Source organism: Pandoraea morbifera, from assembly GCF_902459575.1.
GTDB lineage: Bacteria > Pseudomonadota > Gammaproteobacteria > Burkholderiales > Burkholderiaceae > Pandoraea > Pandoraea morbifera.
Window position 1 is genome coordinate 38,720 of the sequence record NZ_CABPSD010000012.1, and the last position, 16,366, is coordinate 55,085.

Sequence of the window (16,366 nt, forward strand, 5' to 3'; positions counted from 1 at the left end):
ACAATCAAGAATTGCATCGTTTACGGATAATCCCTAGGGTTTCGAATGTTGGCTGACCTCGACCATTACAGCCTTAATGACAATAGCATTCGCACATATTGGGAGGGTCACCCCAGATGTGAACATCGATCGAAAATGCATTGTTGTATGACGTCATATTTTTGTTATTTTTCGGCATCCCGACAGTACCCCGCCCCCCCGAGGAACGCCATCGGACAAGAAAAAACCGCCCGGACGTTTCCGCCCGGACGGTTTCTTCACGGTGACGCAGATGCCTACCTCCGCGCCCCTCCTCTCAACTTCCCCGTATTCGTGGTTTTGGCAGGCGAATCCGTTCGCTCTCAGCGCGGCAGCACAGAATGCCCCATCAGGAACTCATCGACGGCCCGGGCGCACTGACGGCCCTCGCGAATCGCCCAGACCACGAGCGACTGGCCGCGCCGCACGTCGCCCGCCGCGAACACCTTCGGCAGGTTCGTCGTATACGCGCGCTCGCCCTCGGTAGCGGCACGCACGTTGCCGCGTGCGTCCTTGTCCACGCCAAACGCGTCGAGCACCGTCTGCAAGGGCGAGACAAAACCCATGGCAAGCAGCACCAGGTCGGCCTTAAGCTCGAATTCCGAGCCCGCGACTTCCTGCATCTTGCCGTCCTTCCACTCAAGGCGCACGGCGATCAGCTTCTCGACCTTCCCGTTCTTGCCCTCGAAGCGCTTCGTCGCAACGGACCAGTCGCGCTCGCAGCCTTCTTCGTGGCTCGACGACGTGCGCAGCTTGGTCGGCCAGTAGGGCCACACCATCGGCTTGTTCTCCTGCTCGGGCGGCTGCGGCAGCAGTTCGAATTGCGTCACGTGCTTCGCGCCATGACGATTCGACGTGCCCACGCAATCCGAGCCGGTATCGCCGCCGCCGATCACGATCACGTTCTTGCCGGTCGCCAGCAGCTGGTTCGCCAGCTTGTCGCCCGCGTTGACCTTGTTTTGCTGCGGCAGGAATTCCATCGCGAAGTGAATGCCGTCGAGTTCGCGCCCCGGCACCGGCAGGTCGCGCGGTTGCTCGGCGCCGCCGGCGATTACCACGGCGTCGAACTGCGCCTGCAACTGCTCCGGCGAAATCGTTTCCCTGGAGAAGTTGTTGATATGCGCGTCGGGGGCGTCCTTGCCCACGTAGACGCCGGTGCGGAACGTCACACCTTCGGCTTCCATCTGGCGCATGCGACGATCGATCAGCCACTTTTCCAGCTTGAAGTCGGGAATGCCGTAGCGCAGCAGGCCGCCCACGCGATCGTTCTTCTCGAACACGGTCACGTCGTGACCGGCGCGCGCGAGTTGCTGCGCCGCGGCCAGGCCCGCCGGGCCGGAGCCGACGACGGCGACCGTCTTGCCGGTCTTGTGCTTCGCGGGTTGCGGCTCGACCCAGCCTTCGCTCCAAGCCTTGTCGATGATCGCGTGCTCGATCGACTTGATGCCCACGGGGTCGTTGTTGATGTTCAGCGTGCAGGCCGCCTCACACGGCGCCGGACAAATGCGACCCGTGAACTCCGGGAAGTTGTTCGTCGAGTGCAGCACGCCGATGGCCGCCTTCCAGTCCTGGCGATACACCAGATCGTTGAAGTCGGGAATGATGTTGTTGACCGGGCATCCGTTGTTGCAGAACGGAATGCCGCAGTCCATGCAGCGTGCGCCCTGCACCTTTGCCTGTTCGTCGGAGAGCGCGAGCACGAACTCCTTGTAGTGCTTCACGCGTGCCAGCGGTGCTTCGTACGACTCGCTCTGGCGCTCGAATTCGAGAAAACCTGTGACCTTGCCCATGTTTCTTCAGTCGGAAAGTTTTGTGGTTACCGTGCCTCACCCGCGCGCGGCGCGCCCCGGAGCCCTCACTCCGTGGCGCCGCCGCGCGAGCGGTCTCAGGCCGCCAGTGCTTGTTTTTCGGCTGCCTTGGCCATGTCGCCCAAGGCGCGCTTGTACTCGTTCGGGAACACCTTCACGAACTTGCGACGTGCGCCGTCCCAATCCTCGAGCAACGCCTTGGCGCGCGTCGAACCCGTGTACTGGAAGTGACGCTCGATGAGCTCGCGCAGTTGCGCCTCGTCCGTCTGGCCGCGATGCCACAGCCCCTGGGTCACCGTGCGCTCCTGCTCGCCGTGCGGCAACACCGGATCGAGCGCGACCATTGCCGTGTTGCACTTGGCGGCGAACGTGCCGTCAGCGTCGTACACGTAAGCCACACCACCCGACATACCCGCCGCGAAGTTGCGGCCGGTCTCGCCCAGCACGACCACCGTACCGCCGGTCATGTACTCGCAGCCGTGATCGCCCGTGCCTTCCACCACCGCGGTGGCGCCCGAATTGCGCACACAGAAGCGCTCGCCGGCCACCCCGTTGAAGAAGGCCTCGCCCTCGATCGCGCCGATCATCACGGTGTTGCCCACGATAATGTTGTCTTCGGCGTTGCCACGGAAGTCGTTGGTCGGACGCACGATGATGCGACCGCCCGACAGCCCCTTGCCGACATAGTCGTTGCCGTCGCCCACCAGATCGAGCGTGATGCCGCGGGCGAGGAACGCCCCGAAGCTCTGGCCCGCCGTGCCCTTGAGCTGCACGTGGATCGTGTCGTCAGGCAGACCGTCGTGGCCGTAGCGCTTGGCCACTTCACCCGAAAGCATCGCGCCGACCGTCCGATTGCGGTTGCGCACCGGCTGGATGAACGACACGTGCTCGCCCTTTTCGAGCGCAGGCATTGCCTTCTCGATGAGTGCGTGATCGAGCGCGCCGGCCAGACCGTGGTCCTGCGTCTCGACATGCAAACGCGGCACTTCGGCTTCGATCTCCGGCAGGTGGAAGATGCGCGAGAAATCGAGACCCTTCGCCTTCCAGTGCTCCACGCCTGCCTTGGTGTTGAGCAGGTCGGCGCGACCGATCAGGTCGTCGAACTTCGCGATACCGAGTTGCGCCATGATCTCGCGCACTTCCTCGGCGACGAAGAAGAAATAGTTGACGACATGCTCCGGCTTGCCCTGGAACTTCTTGCGCAGCACCGGATCCTGCGTGGCCACGCCCACCGGGCAGGTGTTCAGATGGCACTTGCGCATCATGATGCAGCCTTCGACGACGAGCGGCGCCGTCGCGAAGCCGAACTCATCGGCGCCGAGCAGCGCGCCGATGACCACGTCGCGACCGGTCTTCATCTGGCCGTCGGCCTGCACGCGGATACGGCCGCGCAGGCGGTTGAGCACCAGCGTCTGCTGCGTCTCGGCCAGGCCCAGCTCCCACGGCGTACCGGCGTACTTGACCGACGAGAGCGGCGAGGCGCCCGTGCCGCCGTCATGACCGGCGATCACCACGTGATCGGCCTTGGCCTTCGCCACACCGGCGGCCACCGTGCCCACGCCCACTTCCGACACCAGCTTCACCGAAATCGACGACGACGCGTTCACGTTCTTCAGGTCGTGAATGAGCTGCGCCAGATCTTCGATCGAATAAATGTCGTGGTGCGGCGGCGGCGAAATCAGGCCAACGCCAGGCACCGAGTAACGCAACTTGCCGATGTACTCCGTCACCTTGTGACCCGGCAGCTGACCGCCCTCGCCCGGCTTGGCGCCCTGCGCCATCTTGATCTGGATCTGATCGGCCGAGACCAGATAATCGGCGGTCACGCCGAAGCGGCCCGAGGCCACCTGTTTGATCTTCGAGCGCAGCGAGTCGCCGTCCTGCAGTTCGATGTCGGTCTCGATGACGTCACGGCCCACGATCGAGGCGAGCGATTCGCCCTTCTTGATGGGAATACCCTTGAGTTCGTTGCGATAGCGGCGCGGATCTTCGCCGCCCTCGCCCGTGTTCGACTTGCCGCCGATGCGGTTCATCGCGACGGCCAGCGTGGCGTGCGCCTCGGTCGAGATCGAGCCGAGCGACATCGCACCCGTGGCGAAGCGCTTCACGATTTCCTTGGCCGACTCCACCTGATCGAGCGGAATCGCGCGCTGCGGATCGACGCGGAATTCGAACAGACCACGCAGCGTCATGTGACGCTTGCTCTGGTCGTTGATGAGGTTCGCGTATTCCTTGTACGTCTGGTACGAGTTGGCGCGCGTCGAATGCTGGAGCTTGGCGATCGCGTCCGGCGTCCACATGTGGTCTTCGCCACGAATGCGGAAGGCGTATTCGCCGCCGGCGTCGAGCATGTTCGCGAGCACCGGATCGTCGCCGAAGGCGTCGCGATGCAGACGCACCGCTTCTTCCGCCACTTCGAAGATGCCGATGCCACCGACGTTCGAGGCCGTGCCCTGGAAGTACTTGCTGACCAGTTCCCGCGAGAGGCCGATCGCTTCGAAGATCTGCGCGCCCGTGTACGACATGTACGTCGAGATGCCCATCTTCGACATGACCTTGTGCAGGCCCTTGCCGATCGCCTTGACGAAGTGCTTGATCGCCTTCTCCGGCGTCAGGTCGCCGCCTTGCTTGCGGGCGATCTGTGCGAGCGTTTCCATCGCGAGGTACGGGTGAACGGCTTCGGCGCCGTAGCCGGCCAGCAGCGCGAAATGGTGCACTTCACGGGCCGAGCCGGTCTCCACCACGAGGCCCGTGCTCGTGCGCAGGCCCTGTGCCACCAGGTGCTGGTGCACGGCCGACGTGGCGAGCAACGCCGGAATCGCGACCTGCTCGCGGTTCGTGAGGCGATCGGACACAATCAGGATGTTGTAGCCCGACTTCACGGCGTCGACCGCTTCGGCGCACAGCGACGCAAGGCGCGCTTCGATCCCTTCCTTGCCCCAGGCGACCGGATAGCAGATGTTCAACTCGTACGAGCGGAATTTGCCGCCGGTGTACTTGTCGATGTGACGGATCTTCGAGATTTCCTTGAAGTCCAGCACCGGCTGCGACACTTCGAGACGCATCGGCGGGTTGATGTTGTTCGTGTCGAGCAGGTTCGGCTTCGGGCCGATGAACGACACCAGCGACATCACCATGTTCTCGCGGATCGGGTCGATCGGCGGGTTCGTCACCTGCGCGAACAGCTGGCGGAAGTAGTGATAGAGCGTCTTGTTCTTGTTGCTCATGACCGCGAGCGGGCTGTCGTTGCCCATCGAGCCCACGGCTTCCTCACCGTTGATCGCCATCGGCGTCATCAGCAGCTTCACTTCTTCCTGGGTGTAGCCGAACGCCTGCTGCAGATCGAGCAGCGGCGTGGCCGTGTCGTGGTGCACGCCGGCTTCCTCGACCTTCGAATCGATCTCGTCGAGCTTGATGCGCACGGCGTCGATCCAGCTCTTGTAAGGCTTGGCGTTGGCGAGGTTGTCCTTGAGTTCCTTGTCGTCGATGATGCGGCCCTGCTGCATGTCGATCAGGAACATCTTGCCCGGCTGCAGGCGCCACTTCTTCACGATCTTCGATTCGGGAATCGGCAGCACGCCCGACTCCGAGGCCATGATGACCATGTCGTCGTCGGTGATCAGATAGCGGGCGGGACGCAGACCGTTGCGGTCGAGCGTGGCGCCGATCTGACGACCGTCGGTGAACGCGATGGCGGCGGGACCGTCCCACGGCTCCATCATCGCGGCGTGGTACTCGTAGAACGCGCGGCGGTTCTCGTCCATCAGCGTGTGCTGCTCCCACGCTTCCGGAATCATCATCATCACGGCATGGGCGAGCGGATAGCCGGCCATCGTGAGCATTTCGAGGCAGTTGTCGAACGATGCGGTGTCCGACTGGCCCGGGTAGATCAACGGCCACAGCTTCTGCAGATCGTCGCCGAGCACGGCCGACGAGATCGCGCCGGTGCGGGCGTTGATCCAGTTGACGTTGCCCTTCACGGTGTTGATTTCACCGTTGTGCGCCACCATGCGATACGGGTGGGCCAGCTCCCAGGCCGGGAACGTGTTCGTCGAGAAACGCTGGTGAACGAGGGCGAGCGCCGAGACGGTGCGCGGATCGGCCAGGTCGCGGTAATAGCGGCCGACCTGGTCGCAGAGCAGCAGCCCCTTGTAGACGATCGTACGCGCCGACATCGACGGCACGAAGTATTCCTTGCCGTGCTTGAGCTTGAGGGCCTGGATGCGATGGCTCGCGGTCTTGCGGATGACGTACAGCTTGCGCTCGAGCGCGTCCGTCACCATGATGTCCTGCCCGCGGCCGATGAAGATCTGGCGGATCACCGGCTCGGTGGCCTTCACGTTCGGCGACATCGGCATGTCGCGATCGATCGCCACGTCGCGCCAGCCGAGTACGACCTGGCCTTCGGCCTTCACGGTGCGCTCGAGCTCCTGTTCGCAGGCCAGGCGCGAAGCGTGTTCCTTCGGCAGGAAGATCATGCCGACGCCGTATTCGCCGGCGGGCGGCAGCGTCACACCCTGCTTCGCCATCTCTTCGCGGAAGAACTGATCGGGGATCTGCAGCAGAATCCCGGCACCGTCGCCCATCAGCGGGTCGGCGCCCACGGCGCCCCGGTGGTCGAGGTTCTCGAGAATCTTCAGGCCCTGCTCGACGATCGCATGGCTCTTCACGCCCTTGATGTGGGCCACGAAGCCGACGCCGCAGGCGTCATGTTCGTTGGCCGGGTCGTACATGCCCTGTGCGTCCGGCGCCAAGTACGCCTCACCCGGCAGCGCTGCTGCCGTCGCAATCGGTTGCTGTTTCTTTTCCACGAGTTACACCGTCTCTTGGCGAGGTCGCCGCGCGCATGCTCGTCGCGGTCGACCGGGTTAAGTGGGGTTGGCCGGGCGGGCCAGGCTGCGGATTCGCGCGCGTCGAAGGTCGTTCTCGGGCGTTACCACAGGAAACCGACTCAGCGCGCACGCTTTTGCGCATCGCACCAATCGGCCGAAGTTGGAATATACGCCATGAAATTCACAATGACAAAATATTTTAATAGGGTCAGATTCCATTAAAAAACCGCACCAAAAGAAGGCTTTATTTTAATAGGGTCAGATAAAGTTCATCTGAACGAGACTCGCCAAAAAATTCCGTGATTTCAAAAACTTGGGGGAGCCCGGCAGGCCAGGGGCGACCTGCCGGGAAAGGGCTTCAGCGGGCGTCGGGCACGACCTTGCGAGGACGGCCGCGCGTGAGAGGACTCACACGGCGGTTGGCGGCGAGCGCCATGCGCGCCTGATACTCGGGGCCGCCGAGCAGCCAGCCCTTTTGCGTGGCTGTACGCAGTGCGTCGACTTCGTGCGCCGGCAACGGGATCGAGAACCCTTCTGCGTAGGCGCGCTGACGCTCGAACGGCGTATTGCCCAGCGCCCAGTAAAGCGCGTGGTCGGTGACCAGGCTGTCGACGGTTACGCCGACGTGATGGTTGTAGCTGGACCACGCATAGCTGCCAGGCGAGTCGACGAGTCCGGCACGCACCGGGTTGAGCTCGACGTACCGGCTCGCGAGCAGCAGGTAATGCTCGGCTTCGATCACGGTGGCGCGATACCGGCCTTCCCACAACGTGCCGGTGCGCTGGTGTCGTCGGTTGAAATACAGCACGTAGTAGCGGCCGACGGCCTGCAATGTCGCGGGCAGGCTGCGCTCGTCGGCTGGCGTGACCACCAGATGCAGGTGGTTCGGCATCATGCACCACGCATGGATCGCCAAACCGTGCGCGCGCGCGGCATCGCGCAATCGATCATGGAAGACGCGCCGGTCCTCGTCGTCGACGAAGATCGACTGCCGGTTATTGCCGCGCAGAATCACGTGCTGCGGCTGGCGCGGAATAAATAGTCGCGGTAATCGGGCCATGCGGATTCAAATGTAATGCTTTAAAGCTCGATATCACGATTCAAAAGATAATTTCGACTCGAAAAAACTCTTTAAATACTGATATCTCGCCAAACCCCGTTGATTCGTACAAAAACTCTAGATCCGACGATTGCGCGACGAAATCCCAAGCGCATAATGCATCGAAAAATAAATAAATAATCTTGGGAGGATAGACAAATGACAATTCGGACCTATCGGTCCGCGGCGTGCCTGTGCGCGCTCGGACTCGGCATTTCCCTGGCGTCCCCCGACGCCAGTGCACAGCAGGCCGGCGACAACGTCGTCAACCTCGGATGGTTTCACATCGCCCCGCAAGACTCCAGCAAACCCATGACGACCAGCGTCACGCAGGAGGGCATCACACCGGGCCTCGTGCCGTCGAGCTTCACCTCGCCCGGCAGCGGCGCCAAGGTCAGCAACGCCGATACGCTCGGGCTCGTGGTCACCCACTTCTTCACCGACAACATCGCCCTGCAGACAGTGGCCGGCATTCCCGCCAAGTTCAAGCTCACTGGCCAGGGCGTCATCGCGCCGCCGGGGCTGGCCGGCGCGCTGACGAGTATCGACCTGGGCGCGCCACAAAACAACCCGATCGTGCAAAGCGTGCGTCAATGGAGTCCGGCGCTGGTATTGCAGTATTACTTCGGACAAGCCAATTCGGCGTGGCGCCCCTTTCTCGGAATCGGTGTGAGTTATACGTTCTTCACGAACGTCAATCTCAATCCCAGTTTTGAAGCGGCGCTGAATCAGAATTTCGGCAGTGTGCTCGCATTCACTTCCGGTCACAACGGACCGACGAGCGTCGAAGCGAAGTCGTCGGCGTCGTGGCAACCGGTTTTCAATGCCGGCTTTTCCTACGCCTTCGACAAGCACTGGGTCGCGAGCGCCTCCGTCTCCTACGTGCCGCTCAAGACCACGGCAAACATCAAGATCAAGGCGCAGGACGGCACGGTGCTTTCCTCTTCGGACGCCGAGATCAAACTGAATCCGATTGTGACCTTCGTATCGCTCGGCTACAAGTTCTAAACTCAGCGTGCGGGACGCGGGTTGCGCCCAGCATATCGGACTCCGCAGTGAATTCCTAAAAGCGTGCCTGACATATAAGGGCACGCTTTTCTTTCGTCCAGCGCTTTTTCCTAGGGGCATTCCATGAGCCGATGCGTGGATACAACACCTTTAGAGCGCCGCCTCCAGACTCTTGCTATCCGCGGCTATGCACCGTCGGCATAATGGCCCTGAATTTCATTTAACGAAATTCTCGACAATAAAGAATCTTGAGCAGGAGACGAATCGATGAAGTTGAAGCATTTGACGATTGCTGCCGTGGCCATGCTGACGGCATCGGGGGCCGCGTTCGCACAGCAAGCCGGCGATAACGTTGTCAACCTTGGCTGGTTCCACCTCTCGCCCCAGGTTTCCAGTGATCCGCTGCATGTCACAGGGTCGAACGTGCCGGGCCTGCCCGCTCTCGTGAACAGCCGTCTGGGCAGCACGGGCGCCCAGGTCGACGATGCCGATACGGTCGGCCTTACGTTCGCCCACTTCTTCACTGACAACGTGGCCGTCGAAGCCGTGATGGGTCTGCCGCCGAAGTTCCGCCTTTACGGTCAAGGCGCCCTCGCCCTGCCGGGTGGCGGTTCGCTGGCCTCGGCCAAGCAGTGGAGCCCGGCACTGTTGCTGAAATACTATTTCGGCCAGGCCAACGACAAATGGCGTCCGTTCGTCGGTATCGGTGCGAGCTACTTCTGGTACTCGAACATTGAGCTGACACCTGGCTTCCAGTCGCTCGCAAGCAACGCGCTGACCGGCGGCCCCGGTGGCAACACCACGGCCAAGCTGACGAACTCGTGGGCCCCCGTGTTCAACGCCGGTATCAACTACAACATGGACAAGCACTGGACCCTCGCTTTCTCCGTGTCGTACATCCCGGTGAGCACCACGGCCAAGCTGACCACGACGCGTGGCCCGATCGTGACCACCAGCGAAGCCAAGGTCAAGCTGAACCCGGTGGTGACTTTCCTGTCGCTGGGCTACCGCTTCTAAGCCGCGCCGGTATACGCCTTTCGCATCCGAGCCGCTCCGAGACGACAAAAGTCGCGCCGAGCGACCCAGAAAACGCCGCCCCGTGCGGCGTTTTCGCATTCTGGCCCGATGTCGGCGCTTTCTCACACGATTTTCAGCCAAAACGCCGCAACCTTCGACATTCCTGACAGGTCTGTGATGATGTACGTCGGCGAATGGTCGCGCCATAATGGCCGCTCGCCTCAGGGTTCCACCGGTCTCGACATCTCTCCCCCGAGCCGTCCGAGCACCGCATTTCAATACCACCTACTGGGAGTGTGAAAATGGGAATTGCCTCGAAAGCTGAAGCGGCACTGAATAGCGGACTGGAAGACGCACGATTTGCCGGACGCCGGACGGCTCGCGCGGCGCGTCTGGCCACCGGCGATGTCTCCTCGCGAGTGCGCGATCTGCTCGACGATCTCGATCACGCATTGTCCAACGCCAAATCGGCATCCGACGTCGAAGCGCTGCGCGCTGAAATTGGCGACAAGCTGCGTCAGGCACGCAGCGAATTCGGCGATGCCCGCGCCAACCTGCGTCTTCGTGCGAACGAAGTCTGGGAGGAAGCGGACGGTTATGTCCACGAGCGACCCTGGCAGACGCTGGGTGCCGTGGCCGCAGTGGCGCTGGTGCTCGGCTTCATCGCGGGACGAAGCTGACATGACGCAGGATGTGTGCATTCTCCCGGCCGACCTGGGCTAACGCTTCGGTCGCGCGGCGCCCGGTGCGGCCGCGCCTGAGGGGGTGCAAAAATGAAAGCAGCCGGCAAATGCCGGCTGCTTTTTTGGAACGGTGCGCCGCGCCATCCGCTGGACGTCAATGTTCAGGTTGGCGGCAAATCTCTGCCATCTACGCGCCGTCGAATCTCGGTCGGCTTGCCTGTCATCTTCCATCGAAAGGCACCTGCGCCGACAGCGCGAATGCCGTCGCCTTCGACCGTCCCCAATCACTGCCGATCACATGCCGGCTGGATGCGCCCCGGGAATCCTCAAAGCGTCGGCTCGATGGCGAAAAGCCGGCGGTACTCTTTGATCGCGTACCGGTCCGTCATTCCCGCGATGTAGTGCGCGATCCAGCGCGGTTGCTCATTGGGGTCTTCCGTGCGGTACGCCGGCGGCAACAGGCGCGGATCGTTGAGGAAAGCATCGAACAGTTCCTGCACGATGCGCTGCGCCTTCGCCGCCATGCGCATGACGAGATAGTGCCGGTAAAGATTGTCGAACAGGAACCGTTTGAGCTGCCCGGCATGCTCGCGCATGGTGTCGCTGAATGCCACCAACGGCCCAGCGCCGCGCACGTCGTCCATGGAAAACGGCGAGGCGTCCGCGACGCGCTGGCGCGTGGTGGAGATCAAATCGACAATCAACGCGTTGATGATCCGGCGCGTTGTCTCATGTACCAGGCGACGGCCGGAAATTTCCGGCCACGCTTGTCGCGACTCCGAGCAATACCGGGCCCAGAGCGGGACGTCATCGAGTTGCTCGAGCGAAATGAGGCCCGAGCGTACGCCATCGTCGATATCGTGGTTGTTGTAGGCGATCTCGTCCGCGAGATTAGCGATCTGCGCCTCGATGCCTGGCTGGCGGCCCTTGAGGAAGCGCTCGCCAAGCTCGCCGAGGTTTCGGGCATTCGCTCGCGAACAGTGCTTCAGAATGCCCTCGCGTGTCTCGAAGCTAAGATTCAGCCCGTTGAAGCCGCCGTAATGCTCCTCGAGTTCATCGACGACGATCAAACTCTGCAGATTGTGCTCGAAACCGCCGAATTCGTGCATGCAGGCATTGAGCGCATCCTGCCCGGCGTGACCGAACGGGGTATGACCCAGATCGTGGGCCAGCGCGATCGCCTCGACCAGATCTTCATTGACACGCAGATTTCTTGCGATCGACCGGCCGATCTGGGCGACTTCGAGACTATGGGTGAGACGCGTGCGAAACAGATCGCCTTCGTGATTCACGAATACCTGCGTCTTGTATTCGAGGCGCCGGAAAGCCGTCGAGTGGATGATGCGATCCCGATCGCGCTGGAATTCGGTGCGCGTGGCCGGCGCCGGTTCCGCGAAACGTCGTCCGCGCGACGCACTCGAGCGCGCCGCGTATGAGGCAAGCGACGCTTCGTAATCGATCATCGCCCGCCCTCCTTCCTCAGACGTTGGCGCGCAACGTCGCGCGCAGGTCAGCCTCGGGCGCCGTCGTCATGAACGCCTGCCCCAACCGATTGAGCAACACGAATCGAATATCGCCGCCTTCAGCCTTCTTGTCGACGCGCATCAGTTCGATATAGCGGTCTTCACCAAGGTCCGGGCCGGTGACCGGCAACTTGGCTGCGGCCACCAGCGCCTTGATGCGGGCCACGAGCGCGTCGTCGATGAAACCCAGCCGGGCGGACAGGTCGGCCCCCATGACCATGCCGCAACCCACGGCCTCACCGTGCAACCACTCCCCATAGCCAAGGCCTGCCTCGATGGCATGACCGAACGTATGACCGAAGTTCAGCGTGGCGCGCAGTCCTTGCTCGCGCTCATCGCTCGCCACCACCTGGGCCTTGATCTCGCAGGAGCGTTGCACCGCGTGAATGAGTGCATCGGTGTCGCGAGCATTCAGTGCGCCGATATTCGCTTCGATCCAGTCGAAGTACTTTTCGTCGGCAATCGCCCCGTGTTTGATCACTTCCGCCATACCGGCCGCGAGTTCGCGATCGGGCAGCGTGGAGAGCGTGCCGATGTCGGCCAGCACGGCGCTGGGCTGCCAGAAGGCGCCGATCATGTTCTTGCCGAGCGGATGGTTGATGCCGGTCTTGCCGCCAACCGAGGAGTCGACCTGCGACAGCAACGTGGTCGGCACCTGCACGAATGGCACCCCGCGCATATAGCAGGCGGCGGCAAACCCGGTCATGTCGCCCACGACACCACCGCCCAGCGCGATCAGCGTGGCCTTGCGATCCGCCTGGGCCCCGAGGAGTTCGTCAAAGATCAGGTTGAGGGTTTGCCAGTTCTTGTGCTTTTCGCCATCGGGGAGCACCGCCGTGACCACGCGCTTGCCCAGACGTTGCAACGTCTGCGCGACGCGCTCGGCATAGAGCGGCGCCACGGTCGTATTCGTGACGATCACGGCGTGCGTGCCACGCACGTGCGGCGCGAACAGCGCGTCCTGCGAGAGCAGGTCGGTACCGATGTGAATGGGGTAACCGCGCTCGCCCAGATCCAGTTTGAGGGTAATCATGCCGCTTGTTGTCATGTTCAGCGTTGCCGCGCGGCATCGACGTCGAGCCGCGACTGTTGGCCTATTGGCGTTTCCTAGCGGGGGAAGGTATCACGGGACGGTGGCACGGGCGTATTCCCGATGTCGTCGTGACCGGTGGGATGCATCGGATCGCGCACTTCGCCCGCCGGGTTCGTGGCTTCTGTCGCCAAGTCCGCCACATGTGACGTATCTGCCGAGCCCGCCGCCGCGACCTGCCCGGCGCGCTGCGCATCCTGCGCTTCGTTCACCTCGTGCGCCGTTTGCGAGTGCTCCGGAAGATTCGGCACGATCCCTGCCATCTCCAGTTGCATCAACACCATATTGACGAGCGCATTGACGCTCGGCCGACCGGTTTCGATGACGAACGTGGCGCACTCGCGATAGAGCGCATCGCGCTCCTGGAACAGTCGCTCGAGGCGCGCGCGCGGATCGGCCGTCTGCAACAGCGGCCGGTTTTTGTCGCGGCGGGTCCGCAGCCAGAGATCGTGCGGATTCGCCCGCAAATAAACGACCGTACCGCGCGTCTTGATGCGCTCGCGATTTTCCGCGCGCAGCACCGCCCCCCCGCCAGTGGCGAGCACGATACCGCTGCGTTGGGTGAGTTCGTCGATGGTCTGGGCTTCGCGCTGACGAAAACCGTCTTCGCCTTCGTGCTCGAAGATGACCGGAATGCGCACGCCCGTGCGCGCCTCGATCTCGTGGTCGGAGTCATAGAACTGCCGTCCCAGACGTCGTGCCACCGCGCGTCCAACCGTGGTCTTGCCCGCCCCCATCAGTCCGACAAGTATTACGTTTTCCAGCATAAATCGCTGATATTTGGGTTCCAACCCCCGATAATACCGGGATATGCGTCGGGCGTGCGGAACGCGTCGCCTCGAAGAGCGCACCGGTAAGGCGACGGTGTCCCGTCGGCAGGTCGTCCTGCGACGGGGACGACGGGGTTGTCGTCGGCCCCGGCGCGGCGCCCGACGTCTCTCGGGGTGGCACCTGTGACGGCGTAGGCATGGCCCCGGCCTCGTCCGGCACGCTGCCCGGCACCACGCTTGGCGTGAGAAACACCAGCAATTCCGTGCGCCGGTCTTCGTTGGATCGATTGCGGAACAACGCCCCGAGCAGCGGCACATCGCCCAACCAGGGCACGCTGGCACGACGGTCCCGGCGCTCCTCCTGATAGATGCCGCCGATCGCGACGGTACCGCCGTTTTCGACCTGCACCTGGGTCTTGACGTGCCGGGTGTCCACGGCGAATCCCTCGGCCACCTGCTGACCCACACTATCCTTGCGCACGTCGACATCCAGAATCACCTGACCGTCCGGCGTAATCAGGGGCGTGACCTCCAGCCGCAGCGTCGCCTTGCGGAACTGAATCGACGCGGCGCTGCGCCGACCGCTGCGGGTTTGATAGGGCAATTCCGTGCCTTGCTCGATGACCGCCTGAATCTTGTCAGCCGTCACGATTCGCGGGCGCGACACGACGCGTCCACGCCCCGACGTTTCCAGCGCCGAGAGTTCCAGTTGCAGAAAGCGCGTCGCCGACCGACCGAACAGCGTGATCGCCAGGCTCGGCGGCACGACCCCCGCCAGCGCCGCCGCCGACAGTCCGATGTCGACGCCGCTGCCCCTTAAGCGGTCGTCTGCGCCAGACTCGCCGCGCGCCCCCTGGCCGCCGGCGGCATCGCGCGAAGTTCCCGATCCGCCGCCCGATCCCGCCCCCGTGCCGCGAGCCTGACCGACAGCGCCTCCGTCGCGTGCGGCCAATCGGACGCCGAGCGATTCGCTGAACCGATCGTCGGCCTCGACGATTCGCGCTTCGATCAGCACTTGCCTGACAGGCACATCGATCCGCGCGATGAACGACGCCAGCGCTTCGAGTTTCTCCGGCAGGTCGGTCACGAACAACTGGTTGGTCCGTGGGTCGGCAATCAGATTGCCTCGTGGCGACAGCAGACGTTGCCCCTTGCTGTCCTTCTCTCCCAGGATGATTTCCCGAAGTGCCAGCGCTCGCGGATAGTTCAGGACGAAGCGGCGGCTCGCCAGCGGGAGCAGCGCTTCGCGCTTGAACGCCGCTTCCAGTCGCGTTTGTTCGTCGGCCAGCAGATCGGCACGTGGCGCGACCCAGTCCACGCCGTTCACCGATTGCACGCCCAGGCCTGCGCTGCGGACCATCACGTCGAAAGCCGTCGCCGCAGTCACGCCCTTCACCTCCATGTCGATACGCCCCGCAACGTGCTCTCCGATCACGATGCTGCGCCCGGTCAGACGCGCGAACGCCCGCAATGCGTCGGCCGCCGGCACGCCGTGGAGGGTCACGTCGACATCCCCGGCGTCTTCGCCGTGCGTGACCCCTCCCCCCTCCACGCGCACGCCGTTGCCTCGCGGTGGCAATACGTCGCTCCATGTCGCCGCGAGTCCCGCCGCAGACGTTTGCCGCAAGACCACACGCCGCGATCCAGCGCGCATGGCGCCCACGGGGGTTGCGGCTGGGGCTGCCGGCCCGGAAGCCGCCATCGTGACCGCGTCCTGTGCGGGGCGACGCGTGAGCGGGGCGCGAAAGACGTCAACCGTGTCCTGCGGCATCTGCCATGGCGGCGACGGCTCGGGAAGTGCGGGCAACGGCTGCCCTCCGGATCGGGGAACAAGATCGGCAGGCCGGCGCCAGCGGTAGGCGGCCACCGTGATCGTCAACGTCGACGGCGCCTCGCTCAACGCCCCCATGCCCGCCCCCTCCAACGAGAACCGCTCGACGGCAAGGTGGCGCGGTGTCTGATCAATCTCTGCCAGCCAGCGAAGCAGTTGCGCCACCTCGCCCTGAACGCGCATTTCGGCTCGCTCCAGTTCGATCTCGCCCTTCGAAGCGGAGGGGCCCGGCCTGGCCGAGCTCAGCGTCAACCCGGAACGGGCGAGAAGCCTCTCGAGATCGGTGCGCCATCCCGACTGTGGATCATCGCTCGGCCCAGACGAATCATCGTCGCCGGTTGACGCCACCGCACCGGATGTCGGCCCGACGTCCGCCGCCGGCAGCAGACGTCTCCATGCCATGGCTTGCGCCTGTGCGTCGCGCAACGTCTGCATCAATGTCGGCAAACGGCGTGCCGCATGGTTGGCGCGATCGAGCACTTGTTGCGCGACGGCCAGCTCCTTCTGCAAGGTCGCACGGGCGGGCAGTCCGACCAGCCACCAGATCGACCACGCGAGCGCCAATCCGATGGCCCATGCCGCCCCGGCGAGTCCCCAGCGCACCGCGCGCGGCCACTCGGCCGGCGGCACCGACATCCAGGCGTGCCAGTGCGCACGCCATCGATCCTTTACCTCATGGAGCATGTC

The 16,366-nt window shown here is 63.5% G+C and carries 9 protein-coding genes and 1 pseudogene; 3 read left to right on the forward strand and 7 right to left on the reverse strand.

Annotated elements, in window-relative coordinates; genetic code table 11:
• Positions 1 to 341: 341 nt before the first annotated feature.
• From PMO31116_RS18370 to PMO31116_RS18380, 3 genes are all read right to left on the reverse strand, one after another.
• The gene (locus tag PMO31116_RS18370; RefSeq protein WP_063598649.1) at positions 342 to 1,808 is read right to left on the reverse strand and encodes a glutamate synthase subunit beta; all 1,467 of its coding nucleotides are present in this window, start codon (positions 1,806 to 1,808) and stop codon (positions 342 to 344) included.
• Positions 1,809 to 1,903: 95 nt separating this feature from the next.
• Positions 1,904 to 6,637, reverse strand: a complete 4,734-nt coding sequence (locus PMO31116_RS18375) for a glutamate synthase-related protein (RefSeq protein ID WP_425494811.1) — start codon at positions 6,635 to 6,637, stop codon at positions 1,904 to 1,906.
• Between the two features lie 379 nt (positions 6,638 to 7,016).
• Entirely contained in the window at positions 7,017 to 7,718 is a 702-nt protein-coding gene (locus PMO31116_RS18380; protein ID WP_150567978.1) for an REP-associated tyrosine transposase, read from the reverse strand.
• 198 nt (positions 7,719 to 7,916) lie between these two features.
• Between PMO31116_RS18380 and PMO31116_RS18385 the strand changes: the two genes are divergently transcribed.
• From PMO31116_RS18385 to PMO31116_RS18395, 3 genes are all read left to right on the forward strand, one after another.
• Positions 7,917 to 8,765, forward strand: a complete 849-nt coding sequence (locus PMO31116_RS18385) for an OmpW/AlkL family protein (RefSeq protein WP_150567979.1) — start codon at positions 7,917 to 7,919, stop codon at positions 8,763 to 8,765.
• A gap of 267 nt (positions 8,766 to 9,032) precedes the next feature.
• Positions 9,033 to 9,782, forward strand: coding sequence for an OmpW/AlkL family protein (locus PMO31116_RS18390; protein WP_150567980.1), 750 nt, complete (start codon positions 9,033 to 9,035; stop codon positions 9,780 to 9,782).
• 302 nt (positions 9,783 to 10,084) lie between these two features.
• Positions 10,085 to 10,462, forward strand: a complete 378-nt coding sequence (locus tag PMO31116_RS18395; RefSeq protein ID WP_023593857.1) for an ElaB/YgaM/YqjD family protein — start codon at positions 10,085 to 10,087, stop codon at positions 10,460 to 10,462.
• Positions 10,463 to 10,791: 329 nt separating this feature from the next.
• Here the strand turns inward: PMO31116_RS18395 and PMO31116_RS18400 are convergent, their stop codons facing one another.
• From PMO31116_RS18400 to pilQ, 4 genes and pseudogenes are all read right to left on the reverse strand, one after another.
• Positions 10,792 to 11,928: a deoxyguanosinetriphosphate triphosphohydrolase gene (locus PMO31116_RS18400; RefSeq protein WP_150567981.1), complete on the reverse strand. Its 1,137-nt coding sequence runs from the start codon at positions 11,926 to 11,928 to the stop codon at positions 10,792 to 10,794.
• A gap of 16 nt (positions 11,929 to 11,944) precedes the next feature.
• On the reverse strand, positions 11,945 to 13,021 hold the full coding sequence (aroB, locus tag PMO31116_RS18405) for a 3-dehydroquinate synthase (RefSeq protein WP_150567982.1): 1,077 nt from the start codon (positions 13,019 to 13,021) through the stop codon (positions 11,945 to 11,947).
• 305 nt (positions 13,022 to 13,326) lie between these two features.
• Positions 13,327 to 13,845 (reverse strand): annotated as a pseudogene (locus PMO31116_RS18410) (shikimate kinase); the annotation flags it as partial.
• The gene (gene pilQ, locus PMO31116_RS18415; RefSeq protein WP_174971462.1) at positions 13,751 to 16,363 is read right to left on the reverse strand and encodes a type IV pilus secretin PilQ; all 2,613 of its coding nucleotides are present in this window, start codon (positions 16,361 to 16,363) and stop codon (positions 13,751 to 13,753) included. The pseudogene PMO31116_RS18410 and the gene pilQ, both read right to left, overlap by 95 nt.
• Positions 16,364 to 16,366: the final 3 nt, after the last annotated feature.